This is a genomic window from Litoribrevibacter albus (assembly GCF_030159995.1).
GTDB classification, from domain to species: Bacteria; Pseudomonadota; Gammaproteobacteria; order Pseudomonadales; family Litoribrevibacteraceae; genus Litoribrevibacter; species Litoribrevibacter albus.
Map to the genome: position 1 here is coordinate 67,804 of NZ_BSNM01000015.1, position 21,759 is coordinate 89,562.

22 protein-coding genes are annotated in these 21,759 nt (G+C 43.9%); 12 read left to right on the forward strand and 10 right to left on the reverse strand.

Going from position 1 to position 21,759, the window contains the following annotated elements:
* Positions 1-10: 10 nt before the first annotated feature.
* From QQL66_RS12875 to purT, 3 genes are all read left to right on the forward strand, one after another.
* A complete protein-coding gene (locus QQL66_RS12875; protein ID WP_284381912.1) occupies positions 11-535 on the forward strand; it encodes a gamma carbonic anhydrase family protein in 525 nt (174 codons plus the stop codon).
* A 77-nt stretch (positions 536-612) separates the two neighbouring features.
* Positions 613-810, forward strand: coding sequence for a DUF1289 domain-containing protein (locus QQL66_RS12880; protein ID WP_284381914.1), 198 nt, complete (start codon positions 613-615; stop codon positions 808-810).
* A 20-nt stretch (positions 811-830) separates the two neighbouring features.
* A complete protein-coding gene (gene purT / locus QQL66_RS12885) occupies positions 831-2,012 on the forward strand; it encodes a formate-dependent phosphoribosylglycinamide formyltransferase (RefSeq protein WP_284381916.1) in 1,182 nt (393 codons plus the stop codon).
* A 38-nt stretch (positions 2,013-2,050) separates the two neighbouring features.
* Here purT and QQL66_RS12890 read toward each other — a convergent pair whose 3' ends face one another.
* Complete coding sequence (locus QQL66_RS12890) at positions 2,051-2,899, reverse strand: SDR family NAD(P)-dependent oxidoreductase (RefSeq protein ID WP_284381918.1); 849 nt, start codon at positions 2,897-2,899, stop codon at positions 2,051-2,053.
* Positions 2,900-3,018: 119 nt separating this feature from the next.
* On the reverse strand, positions 3,019-3,441 hold the full coding sequence (locus QQL66_RS12895; protein WP_284381920.1) for a CBS domain-containing protein: 423 nt from the start codon (positions 3,439-3,441) through the stop codon (positions 3,019-3,021).
* Between the two features lie 185 nt (positions 3,442-3,626).
* Between QQL66_RS12895 and QQL66_RS12900 the strand changes: the two genes are divergently transcribed.
* On the forward strand, positions 3,627-4,322 hold the full coding sequence (locus QQL66_RS12900) for a hypothetical protein (RefSeq protein ID WP_284381922.1): 696 nt from the start codon (positions 3,627-3,629) through the stop codon (positions 4,320-4,322).
* Positions 4,323-4,459: 137 nt separating this feature from the next.
* A complete protein-coding gene (gene trmH, locus QQL66_RS12905) occupies positions 4,460-5,185 on the forward strand; it encodes a tRNA (guanosine(18)-2'-O)-methyltransferase TrmH (protein WP_348524844.1) in 726 nt (241 codons plus the stop codon).
* A 67-nt stretch (positions 5,186-5,252) separates the two neighbouring features.
* On the opposite strand, the gene QQL66_RS12910 is transcribed toward trmH, so the two are convergent.
* On the reverse strand, positions 5,253-6,449 hold the full coding sequence (locus tag QQL66_RS12910) for a GGDEF domain-containing protein (RefSeq protein ID WP_284381924.1): 1,197 nt from the start codon (positions 6,447-6,449) through the stop codon (positions 5,253-5,255).
* A 362-nt stretch (positions 6,450-6,811) separates the two neighbouring features.
* Between QQL66_RS12910 and QQL66_RS12915 the strand changes: the two genes are divergently transcribed.
* Together QQL66_RS12915 and purU are read left to right on the forward strand one after the other, a co-directional pair.
* Entirely contained in the window at positions 6,812-8,332 is a 1,521-nt protein-coding gene (locus QQL66_RS12915; protein WP_284381925.1) for a fumarate hydratase, read from the forward strand.
* Between the two features lie 111 nt (positions 8,333-8,443).
* Positions 8,444-9,298 carry a formyltetrahydrofolate deformylase gene (purU, locus tag QQL66_RS12920; RefSeq protein WP_284381926.1) on the forward strand — a complete coding sequence of 285 codons (855 nt, stop codon included), beginning with the start codon at positions 8,444-8,446 and terminating at the stop codon, positions 9,296-9,298.
* A gap of 43 nt (positions 9,299-9,341) precedes the next feature.
* Here purU and QQL66_RS12925 read toward each other — a convergent pair whose 3' ends face one another.
* On the reverse strand, positions 9,342-10,565 hold the full coding sequence (locus tag QQL66_RS12925; protein WP_284381927.1) for a DUF945 family protein: 1,224 nt from the start codon (positions 10,563-10,565) through the stop codon (positions 9,342-9,344).
* An 11-nt stretch (positions 10,566-10,576) separates the two neighbouring features.
* The gene (locus QQL66_RS12930; protein ID WP_284381928.1) at positions 10,577-11,494 is read right to left on the reverse strand and encodes a DUF2971 domain-containing protein; all 918 of its coding nucleotides are present in this window, start codon (positions 11,492-11,494) and stop codon (positions 10,577-10,579) included.
* Between the two features lie 236 nt (positions 11,495-11,730).
* On the opposite strand from QQL66_RS12930, the gene QQL66_RS12935 reads away from it, so the two are divergent.
* A complete protein-coding gene (locus tag QQL66_RS12935; protein WP_284381930.1) occupies positions 11,731-12,525 on the forward strand; it encodes a ParA family protein in 795 nt (264 codons plus the stop codon).
* Between the two features lie 103 nt (positions 12,526-12,628).
* Here the strand turns inward: QQL66_RS12935 and QQL66_RS12940 are convergent, their stop codons facing one another.
* Positions 12,629-13,687: a DUF3549 family protein gene (locus QQL66_RS12940; RefSeq protein ID WP_284381931.1), complete on the reverse strand. Its 1,059-nt coding sequence runs from the start codon at positions 13,685-13,687 to the stop codon at positions 12,629-12,631.
* A 93-nt stretch (positions 13,688-13,780) separates the two neighbouring features.
* On the opposite strand from QQL66_RS12940, the gene QQL66_RS12945 reads away from it, so the two are divergent.
* The 3 genes from QQL66_RS12945 to QQL66_RS12955 all read left to right on the forward strand — a co-directional run bounded on the left by QQL66_RS12945 (position 13,781) and on the right by QQL66_RS12955 (position 15,381).
* Positions 13,781-14,128: a YqcC family protein gene (locus QQL66_RS12945; protein ID WP_284381933.1), complete on the forward strand. Its 348-nt coding sequence runs from the start codon at positions 13,781-13,783 to the stop codon at positions 14,126-14,128.
* 68 nt (positions 14,129-14,196) lie between these two features.
* Complete coding sequence (locus QQL66_RS12950) at positions 14,197-14,697, forward strand: hypothetical protein (RefSeq protein ID WP_284381934.1); 501 nt, start codon at positions 14,197-14,199, stop codon at positions 14,695-14,697.
* 258 nt (positions 14,698-14,955) lie between these two features.
* Positions 14,956-15,381, forward strand: a complete 426-nt coding sequence (locus tag QQL66_RS12955; protein WP_284381937.1) for a phasin family protein — start codon at positions 14,956-14,958, stop codon at positions 15,379-15,381.
* Between the two features lie 80 nt (positions 15,382-15,461).
* Here the strand turns inward: QQL66_RS12955 and QQL66_RS12960 are convergent, their stop codons facing one another.
* On the reverse strand, positions 15,462-16,082 hold the full coding sequence (locus QQL66_RS12960) for a TetR/AcrR family transcriptional regulator (RefSeq protein WP_284381938.1): 621 nt from the start codon (positions 16,080-16,082) through the stop codon (positions 15,462-15,464).
* Between the two features lie 151 nt (positions 16,083-16,233).
* Positions 16,234-17,454 (reverse strand): DUF445 domain-containing protein, encoded by a 1,221-nt coding sequence (locus tag QQL66_RS12965; RefSeq protein WP_284381939.1) that lies wholly within the window; start codon positions 17,452-17,454, stop codon positions 16,234-16,236.
* A 230-nt stretch (positions 17,455-17,684) separates the two neighbouring features.
* Between QQL66_RS12965 and QQL66_RS12970 the strand changes: the two genes are divergently transcribed.
* Positions 17,685-17,918: a hypothetical protein gene (locus tag QQL66_RS12970; RefSeq protein ID WP_284381940.1), complete on the forward strand. Its 234-nt coding sequence runs from the start codon at positions 17,685-17,687 to the stop codon at positions 17,916-17,918.
* A 331-nt stretch (positions 17,919-18,249) separates the two neighbouring features.
* Here QQL66_RS12970 and QQL66_RS12975 read toward each other — a convergent pair whose 3' ends face one another.
* Both QQL66_RS12975 and QQL66_RS12980 read right to left on the reverse strand, forming a co-directional pair.
* Positions 18,250-18,735 (reverse strand): asparaginase domain-containing protein, encoded by a 486-nt coding sequence (locus QQL66_RS12975; protein WP_284381941.1) that lies wholly within the window; start codon positions 18,733-18,735, stop codon positions 18,250-18,252.
* Between the two features lie 124 nt (positions 18,736-18,859).
* Complete coding sequence (locus QQL66_RS12980; protein WP_284381942.1) at positions 18,860-21,727, reverse strand: valine--tRNA ligase; 2,868 nt, start codon at positions 21,725-21,727, stop codon at positions 18,860-18,862.
* Between the last annotated feature and the right edge of the window lie 32 nt (positions 21,728-21,759).

A 21,759-nucleotide genomic window follows, 5' to 3' on the forward strand; every position in this document is an offset into this window, starting at 1 on the left:
GAGGTATGTGATGTTGTACGCATTGGGTGAAAAAGAGGTGACCTTAAAGTCGGCTGATATTTTTGTTGCTGATAATGCCACGGTGATTGGGAATGTGGTGTTAGAAGCCCACTCAAGTGTTTGGTTTAATGTGGTTATTCGTGGTGATAATGAGTTAATTCACATTGGTGAGGAAACTAATATTCAGGATGGCACCGTGATCCATACCGATGTGGGGTATCCGCTAACTTTGGGTAAAGGTGTTACTGTAGGTCATAAAGCGATGTTACATGGTTGTACTGTGGGTGATTACAGTTTGATTGGTATCAACGCGGTTGTGTTGAATGGTGCAAAAATTGGTAAACATTGCTTGATCGGAGCCAATGCTTTAATCCCGGAAGGAATGGAAATTCCTGATGGATCTCTGGTGGTTGGTTCTCCGGCTGTCATTAAGCGTGAATTATCGAGCGCACAGAAAAAAATGTTGGAGCTAAGTGCGACGCACTATGTGAAGAATGCAGAACGCTTCAAACGTTTGCTGACTCCCATGAAATAAAGCCTCATCGGCTTGGCTATCATTTGATCACTCTGTTGAGTAAAATGTGCGGCTTTCATTCAGAGTACGAGTTAACTATGTCAGAGCAGAGTGATAAACCTATTCCATCCCCATGCGTCAGTATTTGCTATTTAGATGAGAATGACGTGTGTCAGGGATGTTTCCGTTCTGGTCAGGAAATCTCGCAATGGGGCAGCTTTTCAGATTCAGAGAAAAAAGCGGTCATGGCGAAAGTCCGTGAGCGTGAAAAAGCTTCATTCAATTTTATCGGTTAAAACAAGTGGAAGGATTGATTATGGCATCGATTGGTACGCCATTGAGTACGACTGCAACTAAAGTCTTGATGTGTGGTTGTGGTGAACTTGGAAAGGAAGTCGTAATCGAGTTACAGCGACTTGGCGTTGAAGTGATCGCCGTTGATCGTTATCCGAATGCGCCAGCGATGCAGGTAGCTCATCGAGCTCATGTGATTGATATGTTGGATGCAGAAGCCCTGCGCTCTGTGATCGAGCAGGAAAAACCGGATCTGATCGTGCCTGAAATCGAAGCCATTGCCACGCAAGCCCTGGTGGAATTAGAGGCGGAAGGGTTTACGGTTATTCCGACAGCAAAAGCCACGCAGCTTACAATGAATCGAGAAGGTATTCGTCGATTGGCTGCTGAAGAGTTGGGTTTGGCGACTTCTCCTTACAAGTTTGCTGATACATTAGAAGCGTATCAGGAGGCCATTCATGAGATTGGTATGCCGTGTGTAGTGAAGCCAATCATGAGTTCTTCAGGCAAAGGCCAATCAGTAGTTCGCTCTGAAGATGATATTCAGTCTTCCTGGGATTACGCTCAGGAAGGTGGTCGAGCTGGTAAAGGGCGCGTCATTGTCGAAGGCTTTATTGATTTCGACTATGAAATTACCTTATTAACCGTCCGTCATCGTGACGGTGTCAGTTTCTGTGAGCCAATCGGCCATATTCAAAAAGACGGTGATTACCGCGAATCCTGGCAGCCTCAGGTTATGTCGTCGGAAGCGTTATCCGCCTCTAAAGACATAGCTGAAAAGGTTACGGCTGCGTTAGGTGGGCAGGGTGTTTTTGGTGTAGAGCTGTTTGTGAAAGAAGATCAGGTGTATTTCAGCGAAGTTTCTCCTCGTCCTCATGATACCGGTCTGGTTACCTTGATTTCTCAGGATTTGTCGGAGTTTGCTCTACACGCTCGCGCGATATTGAATTTACCAATTCCTAATATTCAACAGCATGGTCCGGCCGCTTCATGTGCTTTGTTGGTGGAAGGTGAATCAACAGAGGTTCGATTTAGTGGGCTTGAAAATGCATTGTCACAGCCAAACACTCAAATTCGTCTGTTTGGTAAGCCGGAAGTGTCTGGAAAAAGAAGAATGGGCGTGACCTTATCAAGAAGTGATTCGATTGATAAGGCCCGAGAGGTTGCACGTACTGCCTGTCAAAGCATCAAAGTCGATTTTTAACCTAAGTCGATCTGTAAAGAATGGCCGAAAGGCCGTTCTTATTTCGCTTTTAATAAATTCAAACCAAACCGCTTAGACAAAATCTTGTCCAGTAATGGCGTGGGTAAACAGCGCTTCAATAACGGAAAGGCGATACTGCCATTACCTATGTACTGAACGGATACCGGGTTTTCAGTAAAGCATTGTTTAATCAATGTTTTACAGAACTCCTCGGTGGATGTCGGGTTTTCTTGTGAGGCGTTGGCCCGCTCCATTATTTTCTCAAAAATATCAGTGTATCGTGTGAAGCGAGCCCGATTCTTTTCGGTTCCTGACATGGCATTATCGCCAAAGTTGGATTGGATTGCGCCGGGGCGAACGTCCACCACTTTAATGTTGAAAGGAGCAAGCTCGATACGCATCGCATCGGTAATAGAGTGAACGGCCGCTTTACTTGCGCAGTAGGCGCCTGAGAACGGTGTCGTTAAAATTCCGGATACCGAGCCAATGTTGATGATTAACCCTTGCTGTTGCTCCAACATGGTTTTAGAAAATGCCTGGGTGACTCGAACAATACCTACCACGTTGGTGGACAGCTGTTGTTCCAGGTCTTCAATGGGAAGCTCAGCCATTGGGCCGATTGATGCATAGCCTGCATTGTTAATGATCGCATCGACTTTGATCTCTTCTCGTTCAAACTGCGTTGCAAGCTGATTGATGGAGTCCTGATTTGTAACGTCCAATGGGTAGGTAGCAATTCCCAGAGTGTTGAGGGATGTTAGCTTGGATGGATTACGGGCAGTTGCTAATACCTTGTACCCTTGTTTATTTAATTCGATGGCCAACCCTTCACCAATGCCTGATGAGCAGCCGGTAATCAAAACAGTTGGGTAAAGTTTAGTGGTCATATCCGTTTGTCTTCCTTGAGGCGAAATCTGCTAACAATAGGCATAAAAATGCCTGCGAGAGTAGATCATAATGTCCACTCTGGCAGGCAATGTCCAGACAGATGAAGGGTGAACTTTGTCTATATCTGTGTCGATTTCATTTTCTTGATGTGACGTTTCAAAGCAGTGAGTACATCCGTTCTGCTGATGACGCCAAGTAGACGTTCTGACTCGACCACCGGGTACACTCTTGGGCGGTTGCTTTTCATTTGTTGGGCTAAGTCAATGATGCTGGTTTCCGGGGAAATACTGACAATGTCAGTCTGCATTACATCTTTGACAGTGGCATCGGTGTAGCCGTAGAAACTTTCGTTCAGTATTTTACCAATACAGTCTTGCTCTGACAGGAAACCAATGACTTTTAGAGAAGAATCCACCACAGGTAAGCCCGTTAACTTGTTTTTACACAAGGCGGTTGTGGCCACAATGAGTGGGGTGTCTGGGGTGAGGGGTAAAATACTTTCATCCATGCATGATCTTACTTTTATGGACTCAATAGTCATAGCATATTCCTTGTTTCAAGCGTCTAAACCGATTTTTTAGTCTTTATCCTCCCAGTATAGACCCCATTTTTTCTTTGTTATTGATTTGGATCTGGTAACCGAATTCTTAGGGTTTGGTGGAAAGATTCGCGACTTGCCAAAAATGATTTAAACTATTGTTAAATAGATCTTTTTTGGTGGATGTTGTGTTTGAAGTCATATTTCAGGGAAAAGTAATCGAAGGGAAAGATATCCAGCAGGTTCGGCAGAACCTAGGGCGTATGTTCAAGGCTGATGAAGCCAAGCTAAACGCTTTGTTTTCTGGAAAAACCGTAGTTATCAAAAGCGGCCTTGATCAGGCAACGGCGCAAAAATATTTGGCCGCATTAGAAAAAGCGGGCGCTCAAGCAGAAATACGATCTTTGGACAGTGCGCCAGCTCAACCACCTAAAGCTCAAAATCCAGCCTCGTTTATTGCGAAAGAGTTTTCGAAACCGTCTTTGAACTCGGTTGCACAGGCCCATGCGGAAAATCAGCAGGCAAAAGCAGCTGTTGAAAAAGAGCCTGAGCCGATTGGTATTCCTGTTCCGGAAGTGACGGAAGCTGCTTCGGAAGACATTAAGCAGGCAATGGATACCTTGGCAAAACAAAATAAAGAAGAGCCAGTCGGGCAGACTTTGCCCGAAGCTGCATCCATCGCCCCTGAGTCTGCTTCCTCAAATGACTTTTCTTTAGCTCCTACAGGCAGCATGATTTTGCCGGATGCTAAGAAGAAAGAAGTCGAAGCGCCAAATACCGATCACCTGAAAGTAAATCCGATGGAAGGTTATCTGGTCGATCCGAAACCAGAGGAAGCGGTTGAGGTTCCAGATACCAGTCACCTCAAGCTGAAAGATGACTGAATTTAATCTCTCTGACCTTACGTTATCCAAGTAAGGTTTTATTGGGTATAATGCGCCGCTTTATTTATGGCCCTTGATTAGGGACTTTTGGTTTATGGTCTTTTTGATCTGTGAGTTTTCAAATTAAGGCTCATAGATTGAAACCAAATGTTAGAGAGTTTGATGAGATGACCCCAGAGCGTTTTGAGAAATTAAAGAACACCCTTAGCCGCAGACAGCCTGATCTTAGAGTGTTAACGGATCATGTTCATAAACCTCATAACATTGCCGCGATTGTTCGAACTTGTGACGCCATGGGTGTTGCTCATTTGCACATGGTGTGGCCGCATGATCAGTTTGGTCGATTTAGCAAAACGGCATCAGGAAGTGATCGCTGGGTAACCGTTCATCCTCATCAAACGTCTGTGGAAGCCATTGAGTTACAAAAACAGCAAGGCCGTAAGGTGATTGCAGCTCATTTTTCTGATCGTGCGATTGATTTCCGAGACTACGATTACACTCAGCCAACAACTCTACTGTTAGGTCAGGAGTTATTTGGGGTATCTGATGAGTCTGCTGATATGTGTGATGAGCACGTGGTTATTCCAATGCAAGGGATGGTGGAGTCGTTCAATGTATCAGTGGCTGCAGCTATCATCCTGAGTGAAGCTCAACGCCAGCGTGATGCGGCGGGTATGTACGACAAACTGAGCTTGAATCCTGAAGAGTATGAGAAGACGCTTTTCCAGTGGGCTCATCCTCAAGTGGCTAAATTCTGTGATAAGAAAGGATTGCCTTATCCCGCCTTGAATGAAGAGGGCGACATTGAAAATGCCGCTCAATGGTCTCAAAGCGTCAGAGAAGTTCCTGACCTTGAAAGTTAAGTTCTAGCTTAATATTCAGATCGATTATCTCATTTCTAACTAGAGATGCTTTTCTAGCTAGAGAGATTTATGCTGCGAAGTGGTGTTTGAACGCAGGTTCTGCTAACACCACTTGGTTTCTTCCTCGTTTCTTGGCGTTATAAAGCGCAGCATCTGCACGTGAGATCAGATTCTCTGATTTCATATGATCGCTTTTCGGCGAAAAGATTGTCACACCAACAGACAGAGTGAAGCTTGGTGAATCGGGCAGTTCTTCAAAGATAATCTTGGAAAACTCAGCCCGGATTCGCTCCGCACATTCCATTGCAGCGTACTTATCGGCTCTAGGTAAGAAGAGGATGAATTCCTCGCCACCGTATCGAGCCAGTAAGTCATTCTTGCGTAAGCATTGTTTTGCTGTATCTGCGAATCGTTGAAGTACCAAATCCCCGGCATTATGCCCATAACGGTCATTGATTTGTTTGAAGTGATCCAGATCCAGTAAACATATAGAAAATTCGCTGCTGTCTTTGGCTTGTTCTATGTAGGGTTGTAAGCAATCCACAAAATGACGGCGATTAGCCAGACCGGTTAATTCGTCTGTAATGGCTTGGGTACTGAGTTTTGATAGTACAACCTGCAACTCATTATTGGTTCTATGGATTTCATCGCGCTGTCGCTCAATTTCCATGTGTTTGCGAATTAACTGAGCTTTTTTAATCTTGTTCTCATTTCTTAAGTCATGTACTTCATGACCAAAATAGGAGAACCAGATTAGTAGTATTGCCAGTACGGCCAATTGAACCAGGTTCAGAGTAAGGTTGAACTGCGGAGCATTCGTTGAAATGTCGTGAGCAATGACAATTCCATACCCTGAAAGTGCCAAAACGGATAGTGCTAAGTATTGACGGGCTGTCAGTCTGAAGATTCCGAACATTAAGATAACGAAGTAAAAGACGAGTACGATGCCTCGAACCGATTGCGTAATCGACAGAAGATAGGTTACCCAGAGAAAACCGGGGATCATTTGTTGAATCGTTAACGAAGGATCTTTGAATTTTAGGTTGGCACCGCTCTTGATCATAAAATAGAAGGTTGCCTGAACAACCAGAGAAAATGCGGTGGCAATGGCAATTTCAGCAGTGCTGGTATGCTCTGTTTGATTGGTTAAGAAATATAGCCATACGATGGTTCCACAAACCACATAGGCGGCAAACCCCATCATTAAACGTTTGATGCGAATGCGCTGTTTATTCTGTATGTCATCTGACAAAGCTACGGACATAGTACTCATGTTCTTTTGTTTTAATAATTTTATGAGTGTTGCTCTTATTATCTAAATTCAGATCTGTATTTAGTCATCCAGATTTAGGCAGTAATCGGTTTTTACTGATATGACTATTAATAATTAACTAATAGTCAACGCTAACACGTTTGGCTGTTAGGGTACTTTATGATTCGTTTGTTTTTGTTAATAAAAGTTGGACACAGTGTCTTGTTAATGAATATAACTTAGCTTCTTTTCGTTCAAAATCATGCTTTCTTTTGTTAAATAATGTACAATCTGACGCCTTTCGCAAAACCGTGTCGAGTTGTTCGGCACTCTCAAAAATTACAACGACTACCGTTAGCTGATAAGAGGTTCTCATGACTGTAATTCGTCAGGATGATTTAATCGACAGCGTTGCTGATGCACTTCAGTATATTTCTTATTACCATCCAAAAGACTTCATTGACGCTGTGCATGAAGCCTATCAGCGTGAAGAATCTCAGGCTGCTAAAGATGCAATGGCACAGATCCTGATTAACTCTCGCATGTGTGCCGAAGGTAAGCGTCCTTTGTGTCAGGACACTGGTATTGTAACTGTCTTCGTTAAAGTCGGTATGGACGTTCAGTGGGATGCTGAAATGAGCCTGGAAGACATGATCAACGAAGGTGTTCGTCGTGCATACACGCACCCGGATAATGTTCTTCGTGCCTCTATCCTTGCAGATCCTGCTGGTAAGCGTCAGAACACCAAAGATAATACACCAGCAGTTATTCATACCCAGATTGTTCCGGGTAATACAGTAGACGTTCAGGTTGCTGCTAAAGGTGGCGGTTCTGAAAACAAATCTAAAATGGTTATGCTAAACCCATCTGACAGCATTGTTGATTGGGTTGTTAAAACAGTTCCAACCATGGGTGCTGGCTGGTGTCCACCAGGTATGTTGGGTATTGGTATCGGTGGTACGGCAGAAAAAGCGGCATTGATGGCAAAAGAGTCATTGATGGGCTCGATTGATATTCATGAATTACGTGAGCGCGGTCCTCAAAACCGTGTTGAAGAACTTCGTCTTGAGATCATGGACGCAGTAAACAAGCTAGGTATTGGTGCTCAAGGTTTGGGTGGTTTGACGACGATTCTTGATGTGAAAATCATGGATTACCCAACTCACGCGGCTTCATTGCCTATTTGTATGATTCCTAACTGTGCGGCTACTCGTCACGCGCACTTTGAGTTGGATGGTTCTGGTCCTGCATTGCAAACACCACCAAGTCTGGAAGATTGGCCTGAAATCACTTGGGAAGTGGGTGAATCAGTTCGTCGTGTAAACCTGAACACCATCACTCAAGAAGAAATGGAAGAGTGGAAGCCTGGTGAGACTTTGTTGCTTTCCGGTAAGATGTTGACCGGTCGTGATGCGGCGCATAAGAAGATGACCGACATGATTGCAAAAGGTGAAGAGCTTCCTGTTGATCTTAAAGGTCGCTTCATCTACTACGTAGGTCCTGTTGATCCGGTTCGTGATGAAGTGGTTGGTCCTGCTGGTCCAACAACCTCAACGCGTATGGATAAATTTACTGATACCATGCTGGAAACTACTGGCTTGATGGGCATGATCGGTAAAGCAGAGCGCGGTCAGGTTGCGATTGATGCGATTAAGAAGCACAAAGCAACCTACCTGATGGCGGTTGGTGGTGCTGCGTACCTGGTATCAAAAGCCATTAAAGGTGCTGAAGTAGTTGCCTTCCCTGAGTTGGGTATGGAAGCTATTTATGAGTTTGATGTACAAGATATGCCTGTGACGGTTGCGGTAGATGTGAATGGCACCTCCGTACACCAAACAGGGCCGAAAGAATGGTTCGAGAAGATCCATGCTGCGGAAGTTGTAGAAGTTAAGTAAGTTAATTTCTATTAAAAAACCCCAGCAGAACTATAGAGGGCTGCTGGGGTTTTGTTTTTTAAGAATTTCTTATTATTCAAATGTTTAATTTTTAGTTGAAGAGTGACTTTGATGGAACGCGTTTATCGACTCGTTATTTCATGCCCTGATGGGGTTGGCATTGTATCTAAAGTAAGTACTTTTCTATCCGGTTTGAATGGATGGATTACGGAAGCAAATCATCATGCGGATCGTCCAAGCGGGATGTTCTTCATGCGCAATGAAATTCGCGCGGATTCACTGCCTTTTGATCTGGCTGAGTTTGAAAAGCAGTTTCAGCCAATCGCTGACGAATATGGTATGAAGTGGCGTATCACCGACTCTCATCAACCTAAAAAAGTGGTGTTGATGGCGTCGAAAGAAAGTCACTGTTTGGCCGACATTCTGCATCGCTGGCACAGTAATGAGCTTCCTTGTGAGATTGCTTGTGTCATCGCAAACCATGATCACTTACGTTCTATGGTGGAATGGCATGACATTCCTTTTCATCATGTACCTGTTGACCCTAACAATAAGCCAGCGGCTTTTGCTGAGGTTTCAGGACTGATTGAACAGTACCAGACAGACACTGTGGTTCTGGCGCGCTATATGCAGATTCTACCGCCTGAGCTATGTCATACACATGCTGGTCGTATTATTAATATCCATCACAGTTTTCTACCTTCGTTTGCTGGTGCGCGTCCTTACCATCAAGCTGCTGAGCGTGGTGTGAAGCTGATCGGTGCTACCTGTCATTACGTAACAGAAGTGTTGGATGCGGGTCCGATCATTGATCAGGATGTGATTCGTATCAGTCATCGCGATACCGTTGAAGACATGGTTCGCCTTGGTAAGGACGTAGAGAAAAACGTTCTGGCACGCGGACTGCGCTGGCACCTGGAAGATCGTGTGATTGTGCACGGCAATAAGACGGTTGTCTTCAGCTAGAGGTTGGCCTGACTAAGTATTCAATGCTTGAACGAGTGTTGAGTCAGTTCAGAATGGAAAAGTCTAACGGTCGATTATCGATGGTTACTTTTCCATTTTTTATTTCTATCGTATTCGTTCCGTTTGATGTTTTTCGTTTAAGTGTCCCGTTTGTTTTGGCGATTAGGGATATCAGGTGCTCGTCCATATAGTCTGGCAAATCTGGGAACTGGATTTCTCCGGTAATTTCTTTCTCTGTATTGCTTTGGGCATCAGTGAAGGTGAAGTGTTTCAGCTTAATGGTTGCATTGTCTGAGAATAACGCTGGCAAACTGGTTTGCAGGGCAGCCATATATTCCAATTGTGCGTATTCATCAAATGGTGAATCGAACTCCAGATAGGCGCGTTCTGCCAAATCGTATAGGTTGGAGAAGGCTTGTAAATCCGCATTATGGATTTCCACGTCTAGCTCAGGTTGTTGCCAGTCATTCCATAAGCTTTTGATTAATTTTGCGTTCGTGTGAGCAAGAATTAGTGTGCGATAGCTGGATTCATCAATGGTGACAAAGTTTTCCAAAGTTAAGTTCAAGTCATTCAAAATGAAGTCATTAGCAGGGAAGGTCAACCGCTTGATGCTTGCATTAGATTTGCCTTGCCAGTGGAGGTCATCGATTCGTTCAACATGGCCGGTTAGTAGTACATTTTCTACCTGTGCCGTATCGGTGCGGTTCTTATCCTGGAAACCCGGCCATAATATTTGGTAATTGATTCGTTCAAACTCGAAATCGCTGTCTATGGATAAGATTAATGGACTGAGTTCGAGGCCAGTGGTGCTTTTTGGTGTGTTTTGTGACTGATTGAGTGATTGCAGATCGATATTGATGTTCAGTTCAACCTGGCCCAGAAAACCAGCCCGGGCATAGCCAATATAAGGTGTAGTCAGGTTAACGGATTCAAAGCTATCGCTGTATAGATAGAAGGCTCCTATACCTGGTTGATTGTTTATAACGGTAACGGGGCCGTGTTTTAGTGTCGCAGGGAAACTGCCTACCTTAACGAGTTCTTCCTCAAACTCATCCTGAGTGTAGATGTCGAGTATAAAATGACTCTCAAACCACGACTTCTCATAATCTCTGAGCTCAATAGTTACGGCGGTATTTAAGTTGTTTAAATACACGGCTCGTTCAATGTAGTGCTTGGCGACAGTTCCAAGAAGTCCGGGTGTGACTACAAATACAAGCAGCGCGAGCACTATCAGAGCTGCATAGATCGACTTTTTGAAGGGCATCCGTGGGTCTCTTATTTCCCTGAATGAATTTTTTCCAGTTTAAGGGAAAATTGATTCATATTAGGCGTGCAAGAATAAATATCCGTACTCGGAAGCTGTTCTTTAATAGAGTTGATCAGTTTGATTTTGTCATCCGATGGGATTGCGGCACCGATATAAACACGTTTCAGGCTTTCATCATTGAATGTGAAATCATTATGTGTCTTTTCTTCCGCCTGAAGGACTTGTTGCTCAGGTAATACTCTCAGGCAGCGCCACTCTTGTTCTGTGATTGCCGTTTTAGACTTCACTAGGAATTGCGTGGCAAACATGTTTTGAGGCTCTAAGCGCCTGATTGCGAGGATATCTTCAATCTGGGCTCTCATATCCGTCAACACCGGTCTTTGGTCAGCGTATTTTACCTTGGCTGGTTTCTGAGGGGCGCCATCATCATGCTGAGCGTCAACATCAAAACCAAAAGCAACACCGCAATGGTTATTTGCATGATTTTGCCAGAGTGCAAGGTTATCGGGTTTATCCCCTAGGCTGAGAATCCGAAGGTGATCGAGATAGTAATCCCAGTGTTCCAACATTTCCTGATTCTTTTCTTGCTGTTTGATGATGGTGCTTTGCAGCAAGTCAGTCAGCACGGAACGTGCTTCTTCTTCTGAATCGAAACGGTCGGTAGAACGCCAACGAATAATTGCTTTCACAATAGGATTCGTTGTGTCTTTAAACGGTAGGGAGTGTGTGAAAATCATACTGGCCACAAACTTGGCCAACGCTTCCGTCAGAATGTCATCCTTGATCATCAGTGACTTGGCTGAATTTACAGCAAAAGGCTCAGGCAATTGATAAGGTGAGAGCCAGCGTAATGTCTTGGACTGAATGATTTTGTCCGCTGTTTCTAGGTCAGCGTACTTGTATAAAATTGCGGGGATGGAGGTCACTCCCTTAACTCCATAGTTCGGGTCAGAAAAAATTCTAAATTAGAGTATTGTTTAGATCGGCTATTAAAGCAATTGCTTTAAAGATAAGCCACAATCTGGGCACTTTTTGTGATAAAAACCTTAATCTTGTCGAGAAAAACGGGATGTGACGTGGTTTAAGTCGACCCTGTGGATTCTTTCGACTAAAATGTGATCGCAAAATCATCAGTAGAAATCTAATTCAGAGGACAGGGTAAATGCGTCGAGTCGTGTTTAATCAGAAAGGCGGAGTAGGGAAATCCAGTATTACCTGTAATTTGGCGGCGATCAGCGCGCAGCAGGGATATAAAACGTTGGTTATCGACTTGGATGTTCAAGGCAATACCACGCACTATCTTCTCGGGAAATCTTCTACTGAGTGTGAAAATAACATTGCTCAATACTTTGAGCAGGTGCTTTCGTTCAAAGTATTTAATAAAAAGCCTGAAGACTTCATTACCCCTTCTCCCTATGAGAATCTGGATGTGATTGCCTCTAGTCCTGAACTAGAACATCTAGAGCGTAAACTGGAAGCAAAACACAAGATTTATAAACTACGTGATGCATTAAAAGCGCTAGAGCGTAAGTACGATCGTATTTTTGTGGACACAGCGCCAGCGTTGAACTTCTACACTCAGTCAGCATTAATCGCTTGTAATAAGTGTTTGATCCCGTTCGATTGTGATGATTTCTCTCGTAAAGCCTTGTATAACCTAGGCATGGAAATCCAGGAAATCCAGGAAGATCATAACGATGAGTTGAAAATTGAAGGCATCATCGTGAATCAGTTCCAACCTCGTGCAAGCCTGCCTCAGCAATTGATTACTGAGCTTATTGAAGAAGGATTGCCTGTGTTACCTGTTTACTTGACGAGCTCTGTGAAAATGAAAGAGTCACATCAAAAGAATCGTCCTTTGGTATACATGGATCCAAAACACAAGCTGACTCAACAATTTGTTGAGTTGTCTGAAGTGTTGGAAGGCAAGAAAGTCGAGCATCCTGAATTTGCTTAATGACTCGTTAGTTTAGTCGGGAATCCTGCTCATAAAAAATGCCACTGTAATAGTGGCATTTTTGTGTCTGCTGATCAGGCGTTATCTATTGGTACTTCTTTGTTTACTGTTTCTGGATGGCGCCGAATAGCTGGCCAATACAGCGGCTAAGGGCTTCTGAACGTTCGGTTCTTCTCACCATTGTCATCAACCACGGACGGACGCCTGGTATAGCCACTAAATCGATAAAGAGCTGAATAAAGATTTGCTCGGCGGCCTCTTGTTCTGCAACACGTTCAAACAGCTGATAGCAAAGTTCGGGATTTTCAAGGTCCGTCCAGCAGCGACTAATAATGGTGGAGATGATTTCCAGGTCATTTTTGAGCGGAGATTCTGTCAGAATCTTTAGAATCAGTGCTTGTCTTGGTTGCTGGGCTTTTGAACCCGATAATGCTCTTAAGCCGGTTGCAATGAGTGCTTGATTTGGTGTGGCCGAAGCTACTTCCTGTTCCAACTGATTTAAGATGGCGAGTGATAACTCAGTGGTCAGTTCTTCATTTTCAAGCAGTGCTAAAAGCTGAAATTTTGGCGTATCGGGTAACCAGGCCAGAGACTCCGTTAGAATTTGTGCGTGGTTTAGATCTTCTATGCGAGCGCAAACATCCGCCAAACCCTGTAAGCCTAGTGATTCCCAATAGCCAGTGGGTTGTTCTTTCTTTAAATAGCTAATGGTTGGTTCGTAAAAGCTCGATGCATTCTTACCCAGGAAACGAGATGTCTTTGCATGGAAGCTGGCCATGCGTTCCTGATTTGGTGTAAACGCTAATTCAGATTCATTCAGGATGCTCTGTTCCTTTGACTCTGGATTGGTCATTCGATTCTGAATGGCTTTCATCAAGCGCTGAATAAAATCATCACGAGATGCAGGAATGATCATTCCTTGTTCATCCAAAGGCAGTTTCAAGAACCAAATCAAGGGTTCTTCCTTGGTTTCATTCCACCAAATAGCAAATCCTAACCACGCACTGCGTTGAAGTGGTGTTGGATAGGGAATTTCAAGATTTTCAAATTTCTGGAATTGGCCGTTAGACAGCCGATATAATCTGCGCCCCATGTCGAAAACACGTAGTTCAGCGTCGAGTGACTTAACAAAATCGGTGATGGTATTAACAGCGGTTTCCATAAGGGCTCTAACTATCTCTGAATTGATCTTGGGATTTGAAGGTGTGTTGGCGGCGCATTATAACATGCAAACTTCGTAGGGCAGCTTATCACGATGACAAATACCACTTCTCAGCAGTACGTTCAGATAAAACAACTGCTTATAGACCTAGAAAATGAATTAATGAGCCTGGCTGTGTGGTCGGAAACGCCTCCATCGCCGGAAGCGTTTCTTAGTCAGCAACCTTTTGCCTATGACACTATGACCTTGGTTGAGTGGATTCAGTACATCTTTATACCCAAGATGTCTGAATTGATTGAAATGGAAGGACCCTTGCCAAGTCGTTGCGGTATTTCACCGATGGCGGAGGAGTATTTCAAGCAATCCGGTTTGGATATCTCCCGTTTAATGGGGCTTTTGGCCTCGATTGATCAAGAATTGGGTGGTTTGGCTGAAAATTGATCAATTTGGTATGGAATGTGCATTTCATTCATTAGGATACGAAATGTTACATTAGAGAGGGTAAAACCATGCCAATTAATCATGTTACGGGGAATAACGTCAATTCCTCGACTCAGTCACCCAGTAAGCAAAATGTTGATGGCTTATCAAAGTCAAAAAATGGTCGTCAGCAGGGTAATGAAGATCAAAGTAACCCATACAGTGACCAGGTCTCCATTTCAGGGCGTGCCAGCCAATTGGAACGAGTGTCTAAAGAATTGTTTTCCGAGATGAAGGCGGAAACCCAGATTGGTGACCTTGCTCATACATTGTATGAGTATGGCTTTCTTTCGTTGGAGAATTTAAACCACATTCCTCTGGAGACTCGTACTCAAAAGATAGAAACTCCGGAACAAGCGGTAAATGTGCTCCAAGGGCAAGCGCAGGAATTGGCCTTACAAGGCGAAGACTCGGCAACGCTTGAAGGTATGAATAAGTTACTGACCACACTGAAAAATATTACTGCTCCTAGTTATCCTGCAAGTGCCTATCAACGGGCAACAGGTTATGGTTACCTCGGTATTCAATAACTAAAACAATGTATCCTCTCTAAATGCCCGCGTAAGCGGGTTTTTTTTGCCTGTTAAAAGAGTCAAACGGTAAGGTGTTGCCGCTCTGTAAATATCAGACTTTCAGTTGAAGTCCTTTAGTATGTCTATTCTAAAGGCCATTGCTACTATCGGATTAAACCTTCAGCACACTTTGATTGGTTTAGAGGCTGTAAAAAGGCTCTTTAAGTTTCACTTTCAAGGACGTGTAAATGTCTAATCAAAATAAGGAATGTAATTATGTCTGAAGTTGTTGAGTCTGTAGAAGTGGAAGAAGTATCCGGTGTTAACTTAGCTGAAAAAGTACGTGGTTCAGCTCATCAAATTTGGTTGGCAGCCTTGGGTGCATACGCCAAAGCCGAAGAAGAAAGCGTTAAGGTGATTGAGTCTTTGATCAAAGAGGGTGAAGAAGTCGAGTCTCGCGCAACGGATGTGAAGAACGACACCCTAGCTAAGACCAGTGCCATTCGTGAACGCGCAAATCAATCGATTGAAGATGTTCGTGCCAAGCTGAACGAGTCTCTGGAAAAAGTAGAGGCGTTAATGGAGCAAGGTATTGAGACTGTTGTTAACTTCTTGGGTATGCCAAGTAAGAAAGATGTTGATACCTTAATAAAGAAAGTTGAAGACCTGAATAAATCAGTGAAAGCACTTTCAAAAGCTTAATTGTTTAATGTGACATTCTCCCGTATTAAAAAGGCCTCTAAGAGGCCTTTTTTGATGGTTAGGGAAAATCTATTCTGACCCTATAAGTACTTCTTGCTGAGATCTTGCATGAAGGCTCGATGAGTAGGTTCCAGGTAAGGTGTCAGTAAACTCATGACCTGATAAACCCCTTTGCCTAAATCCTCTGTGTGCTTGCCTTTGTTTCGCACATTTTCGTAATTTAGCCAGTAAGTCATCGTCATGGTGATGTTCTGTGATAGAGAATTCACTTCTTCCAGGCTTGCGAGCATAGTGCCGTTGGCAATAAGTCCCTCACAGATAGCTTTATTGACGCGCTCTTTCTTATCGAGGATTCGATTAAAGTGAGTTGCCAGTTTATCTACGCTGGCTAATAGGTCAGGAAGGTTGCGATAAATAAAACGATATTCCCAGATGTGTTCAAATAGAAGGTGAACAAACAGCCAATGATCTTCCATTGTTATCTGGCGATCTTCAGGCGGAGCAACAAGGATTTCATTCATGCGCTTTTCAAACTGTTGATAAAGCTCATAAATAATTTCGTTCTTATTGCGGAAATGGTAGTAAAGGTTGCCGGGTGAAATGTCCATTTCATCCGCAATATGGATAGTGGTGACGTTGGGCTCACCAAATTCGTTAAACAGTTCCAGGCTTGTAACAAGAATTCTGTCTCTGGTTTTCATAACTGCCTGCCTATGATCCTTTTCCAGATACTCGTCCCTTGGCGTATTTACCATGTAATCCGGCCAATCCATAAATAAGGACGGCCGGGAAATCAGGAGTAGCTAACCAAATAATCGTACTTGAACAAGTTTATAACGAATAGAATTAGAATCAGCTACCAAAAATGAAGACCAATTGAGCAAAACCTGCTAGAAGTCCCAAAATCCCTCCTGCAAGAATAAGTAGCCACTCGTCTTCCTGGAACGCTGGTCGAAGTACACCCTGGAACTCTTCCGGTGTCAGGGCTTCCATTCTTTCTCGTATCATATCTGATACAAGTGCGGCACGGTCTTCATTAAAGCGCTTATCTTTAAAGGGTTCTTTCGAATACTCAAAGGCAAGCTCAGTCATATTATCTTTCAGATTTGCGTAGCCGGCTGGACCCATGGTTACTTGGGCGAGCGTTCTTAGCGTTATCGATTCATCTATAAGGTTTCTGATGTGTTTATCGACCAAAGCTTTGGTTTTTTTACTGTTAGGGCCTTCCAATAGGGATTTACTGAAGTTTTCGATGGTCAGCAACTCGAAGGCAACAATATCGCACCAGGCTTTAGACACTTCTTTTTGACGTTTGAGGAAGATCCCTTGAACCGAAAACTTCCAAAGCGTCACCGGGTTCAATGGTCTGAAGACAATGTTCAGGGCAATCCAGTTAGTGATATAGCCAACCAACAGACCAAATAGAGGCAGAATCCACCAAGCCTGGAAAAAATACCAAATTATCATCTGAATTAAGCCAAACGCGGCCCCGAAATATAACCCAGAATTAATGATAAATTTGAATTCTTTTTCACCTGATTCCAGGAAAATTCGGTTTAGAAGCTTCTTGTCGTTACCTAGCTCGGTGATCACCAGGTCTTTCAGGTTGATCAATTGGTCTGCATCTTGTTGGAAGTCAGAGACAATGGCATCCAGACGTTTTGGTAGCTCTGACTTTACATGCTTGTAGACTTTGTTCTTGGCTGCTTTAGGTAGGTTATCCCAGAGAACAGGTTTTTCCTTTCTCATGATGTTATCCACCATGATTTCAACCTTAGGCAGTAGTACGTGGATCATTCGATCGATCAGTACCTTGGGTTCGAGACTGTTAATAATGTCAGACAGCGTCCCCAGTTTGCTCATCGTTGTATCAACACAGATGGATGCCATCTTCTTATAGGAGCGGGGAACAATGCCTTGCCATCCCAAAAAAGGCTTTCGGACGCCTTGAAATTCAACAGGGTAGAATGTCAGTTGGATAGCTAACCAGTTGGTACTCCATCCGACAAGACCTGCGATAAAAGGAATACTTATATATTTCCAGATTTCTGGATTAAAGACTGCTTCCAGCATGCTATACCGTTATTTATCGTTTTAGTTATAGGGTTGTAGTTCGAAAAGATTATAACAAGCAGGCAGCGATATAAAGTTGAGAAATTGCGACAGAGTAGTTGATCTTTTTACTTGGTTATTTGTTGCTGGTAACAATTGATAACCTTATTTACTAAAAGGTTATGGAGTTTTTCCCCGATATCAGTATATTAGCCGGCTTTCTATATTTTGACGCAATGGTTAGTTTTTTTATGCGGTGTGTCTACTGTGATGCGAGTGTAGTTGGAAGTCGGGATGCAGTGACTGTCGAGGGCGGGGCACCGGCTCATGCAAATTGCTACAAGTATAAACTGGTCTCTCAGCGTGTGTTCAGAGACATAAAACTGACTGATCTGACGGATTCTGAATTGAATGAACTGCACGAGTTAGTCAAATCAGAAGTGAACAGCCGGTCAGTTGTATGTGATGAAATTGAGCTGTTTTAATTCATTTCAGGCATTGGAAAAAAAATAGGTGTTTTGTGATGAGGTTCAAAACACCTGGATTCATCTAGGGAACCTCTGAACAAGTCTCTCTCTGCTCAGGCCTATAAGCGAAATGTCTATTTGAGGCGCGGTTTTGAAGGCATAACGGGTTACGTCAAAAAGCCGCAACAAAAAAGAGGCATTTCTCTTAAGGCCCCGAAGGGCGGGGCTTTAAAAACGTTATAACTGTGTTGAACTTCTTGAAAAGGTCTAGACATTCTCTACGAAGCTCGCCTTGTTCTAACGTTTTTCTAGCGCCCGCTGAGCTGGAGCGGACTTGTTCAGAGGTTCCCTAGTCTTTTATTTCAAAGATGCCTTCGGCAACATTCTTCTTAACTTTACCCGCTTCAAAGATGCGGCCACTCATTGCAATGTAAACCCCGTTAGGTAGAGATTGGACTGCACCTACTGCGCAACCTGCGTTGAATTCTGCATCACTGGTTTTGTACATAGCCGGCTCCATCGCGCCAAACATAACGATGGTTTTATTCGGAAGGTCTTTTAATACTTCAGCTGTTTCCGGCATGGTATCCGTTCCGTGGGTTACCAGAATGTACTCATTATCGCATTGGCTGATCGCCTGTTTTAGCGTTTGGCGATCTTGGTCGTCCATCTCTAGGCTGTCTTTTCTTAGAACAGAATGAACTTCAAAATCAATGTTGAGTTTGTAGGCTTCCAGAATACGACCTACTTTGGGTTCACCAACTTGATAGTCACTTTTGGCATCAAAGTAAATTTTATCGATTGTGCCGCCCGCACAGAAAATATCTATTTTCATGAACTACTCACTTTTGAAATGAGATTGGAAAGGGTTTTATAAAGAGTGTAAAGCGTATAAAGATTATAAAGAGTAAACAAAAAAGGAGGCTTATGCCTCCTTTTAAGATATGGAAACGTAAGAATTACATATTCTTAATGGCTTCCATTTGCTCGTTCAGCTTAGAAGAGGCTGTGGACATTTCATCCAGTTTCGCTTTTTCTTTGGCTACAACGGCTTCTGGTGCTTTGCTAACGAAGTTTTCGTTGTTTAACTTGCCAGCGATGCGCTGAATGTCTTTTTCCAGTTTCTCTAGCTCTTTCGTTAGACGTGCAATCTCAGCATCTTTATCAATCAAGCCAGCCATAGGAACCAATACTTCCATTTGGCCAACCAGTTGAGTAGCCGACATTGGTGCTTCATCACCTTCATTAAGCCAGGTAATGGTTTCTAGTTTAGCCAATGCTTTCAGGAAGTTTTCATTGTTGGTCAAGCGTTGCTTGTCATCTTCTGAACCATTGCGGAACAACAAATCCAGTGCTTTGCTTGGCGCGATGTTCATTTCACCACGGATGTTACGAACACCAACGATCACACCTTTCAGCCATTCAATGTCTTGTTCGGCTTGTTGGTCAATCTTGCTTTCGTCCGCAACAGGGAAAGCTTGAAGCATGATGGAATCACCTTCAACACCTGCCAAACCTTTAATGGATTGCCAGATCTCTTCAGAGATGAACGGCATGATTGGGTGAATCAAACGCAGCGTAGTTTCAAGTACGCGAACCAAAGTACGACGAGTACCACGAAGCTGAGCTTCGGTGCTGTTTTCGTTCCAGAATACCGGCTTAGACAGTTCCAAATACCAATCGCAGTATTCATTCCAGATGAATTCATACAATGTTTGGCTCATCAAGTCGAAACGATATTGCTCGTAGTATTTTTGAACGTCGGCTTCAACGGATTGCAGACGGGAAATGATCCAACGATCAGCAACGCTTAATTCAATGTCGCCACCATTTTGGCCACAGTCCAACGCATTACCACTTTCGTCTTCGGTGTTCATTTGAACGTAACGAGCGGCGTTCCAGATTTTGTTACAGAAGTTGCGGTAACCTTCAAGACGTTTAACGTCGAACTTAATGTCACGGCCTAGTGACGCCAAGGAGGTTAGGGTAAAGCGAAGAGCATCGGTGCCGCTTTCTGCAAATCCTTCTGGGAAGGCTTTACGAGTCGCTTTCTCAATTTTTTGCTTCAGCTGAGGCTGCATCATGCCAGAGGTGCGCTTCTCAACCAGATTGTCCAGCTCAATACCGTCAATCAAATCGATAGGGTCAAGCACGTTCCCTTTCGACTTGGACATCTTCTGGCCTTGCTCGTCACGAATCAGACCAGTTACATACACCTTCTTGAACGGAACTTGCGGTGTGCCGTCTTCGTTCTTGATGAAGTGCAGGGTCATCATGATCATTCTGGCTACCCAGAAGAAAATAATGTCAAAGCCGGTAACCAATACATCAGTAGAGTGGAAGGTTTTCAGTGCTTCTTCATCGTGTGGCCAACCAAGAGTTGAGAAGGTCCAAAGCGCTGAAGAGAACCAGGTATCAAGAACGTCTTCGTCCTGGCGAAGCTCAAGATCCGCTGCCAAATTATGCTTAGTGCGAACTTCGTCTTCGGTACGACCTACATAGACATTACCGTCGTTGTCATACCATGCCGGGATCTGATGGCCCCACCAAAGCTGACGAGAGATACACCAGTCCTGAATGTCACGCATCCAAGAGAAGTAGGTGTTTTCCCACTGCTTAGGTACAAATTCAATATCACCGTCTTCAACGGCTTTGATGGCAGGTTCTGCCAATGTCTTTGCAGAAACGTACCACTGGTCTGTTAGCCAAGGCTCGATTACAACGCCAGAACGGTCACCACGTGGTACAACCAAACTGTGGTCTTTGATTTCTTCAAGAAGACCCAAGGCTTCAAAATCAGCGACGATCTTCTTACGAGCATCATAGCGATCTAATTCCGCATAGCCTTCAGGAATAGTGCAATCGATGCCTTCGATTGGCTGACCTTCAAAGTTGAACGCTTCCGCTTGTTTAAGGATTTGAGCGTCGCGATTGAAAACGTTAATCAGTGCAGTTTGATGACGCTTGCCCACTTCGTAGTCATTGAAATCGTGAGCAGGGGTGATCTTAACGCAGCCGGTTCCGAAGTCTTTATCTACATATTCATCAGCAACGATAGGAATGCGACGGCCAACCAATGGTAGGTCTACAAACTGACCAACCAATTGCGTATATCGTTCGTCTTCAGGGTGAACGGCAACCGCGGTATCACCTAACATGGTTTCAGGACGAGTTGTTGCCACAACAATGTAATCTTTACCGTCAGCGGTTTTAGCACCATCGGCTAACGGGTAACGGAAGTGCCATAGGAAACCGGATTCGTCTTTGTTTTCTACTTCAAGATCAGAAATCGCAGTGTGAAGTTTCGGGTCCCAGTTAACCAAGCGTTTGCCGCGATAGATCAAATCTTCTTCATACAGGCGAACGAAAACTTCTTTAACCGCTTCTGAAAGACCGTCGTCCATAGTGAAGCGTTCACGAGACCAATCAACGGACGTACCTAAACGACGTTGTTGAGAGGTAATGGTGCCACCAGATTGTTCTTTCCATTCCCAGACTTTTTCAATGAACTTGTCGCGACCCAGGTCATGACGGGTTACGTCGTCCTGAGCTAAAAGACGCTCAACTACCATCTGGGTTGCAATACCGGCGTGGTCGGTACCCGGTTGCCATAGTGTGTTATGACCAGTCATACGGTGATAACGAGTCAAAGCGTCCATGATGGTTTGCTGGAACGCATGTCCCATGTGCAAGCTACCTGTGACGTTCGGTGGCGGAATCATGATGCAGTAAGAATCGCCTTGACCGGACGGTGCAAAGTAGTTCTTTTCTTCCCAGGTTTTGTACCAATTAGATTCAATATTCTGTGGTGTGTATGTTTTATCCATAATATCCGAACGTCGTATGCTATGAGTGCCAA

Bases quoted from the DNA above. Each gene is read 5' to 3' on its own strand.
- QQL66_RS12875 (WP_284381912.1), top strand. From the start codon at position 11: ATGTTGTACGCATTGGGTGAAAAAGAGGTGACCTTAAAGTCGGCTGAT.
- QQL66_RS12880 (WP_284381914.1), top strand. From the start codon at position 613: ATGTCAGAGCAGAGTGATAAACCTATTCCATCCCCATGCGTCAGTATT.
- purT (WP_284381916.1), top strand. From the start codon at position 831: ATGGCATCGATTGGTACGCCATTGAGTACGACTGCAACTAAAGTCTTG.
- QQL66_RS12890 (WP_284381918.1), bottom strand. From the start codon at position 2,899: ATGACCACTAAACTTTACCCAACTGTTTTGATTACCGGCTGCTCATCA.
- QQL66_RS12895 (WP_284381920.1), bottom strand. From the start codon at position 3,441: ATGACTATTGAGTCCATAAAAGTAAGATCATGCATGGATGAAAGTATT.
- QQL66_RS12910 (WP_284381924.1), bottom strand. From the start codon at position 6,449: ATGTCCGTAGCTTTGTCAGATGACATACAGAATAAACAGCGCATTCGC.
- QQL66_RS12915 (WP_284381925.1), top strand. From the start codon at position 6,812: ATGACTGTAATTCGTCAGGATGATTTAATCGACAGCGTTGCTGATGCA.
- purU (WP_284381926.1), top strand. From the start codon at position 8,444: ATGGAACGCGTTTATCGACTCGTTATTTCATGCCCTGATGGGGTTGGC.
- QQL66_RS12925 (WP_284381927.1), bottom strand. From the start codon at position 10,565: ATGCCCTTCAAAAAGTCGATCTATGCAGCTCTGATAGTGCTCGCGCTG.
- QQL66_RS12935 (WP_284381930.1), top strand. From the start codon at position 11,731: ATGCGTCGAGTCGTGTTTAATCAGAAAGGCGGAGTAGGGAAATCCAGT.
- QQL66_RS12940 (WP_284381931.1), bottom strand. From the start codon at position 13,687: ATGGAAACCGCTGTTAATACCATCACCGATTTTGTTAAGTCACTCGAC.
- QQL66_RS12945 (WP_284381933.1), top strand. From the start codon at position 13,781: ATGACAAATACCACTTCTCAGCAGTACGTTCAGATAAAACAACTGCTT.
- QQL66_RS12950 (WP_284381934.1), top strand. From the start codon at position 14,197: ATGCCAATTAATCATGTTACGGGGAATAACGTCAATTCCTCGACTCAG.
- QQL66_RS12955 (WP_284381937.1), top strand. From the start codon at position 14,956: ATGTCTGAAGTTGTTGAGTCTGTAGAAGTGGAAGAAGTATCCGGTGTT.
- QQL66_RS12960 (WP_284381938.1), bottom strand. From the start codon at position 16,082: ATGAAAACCAGAGACAGAATTCTTGTTACAAGCCTGGAACTGTTTAAC.
- QQL66_RS12965 (WP_284381939.1), bottom strand. From the start codon at position 17,454: ATGCTGGAAGCAGTCTTTAATCCAGAAATCTGGAAATATATAAGTATT.
- QQL66_RS12970 (WP_284381940.1), top strand. From the start codon at position 17,685: ATGCGGTGTGTCTACTGTGATGCGAGTGTAGTTGGAAGTCGGGATGCA.
- QQL66_RS12975 (WP_284381941.1), bottom strand. From the start codon at position 18,735: ATGAAAATAGATATTTTCTGTGCGGGCGGCACAATCGATAAAATTTAC.
- QQL66_RS12980 (WP_284381942.1), bottom strand. From the start codon at position 21,727: ATGGATAAAACATACACACCACAGAATATTGAATCTAATTGGTACAAA.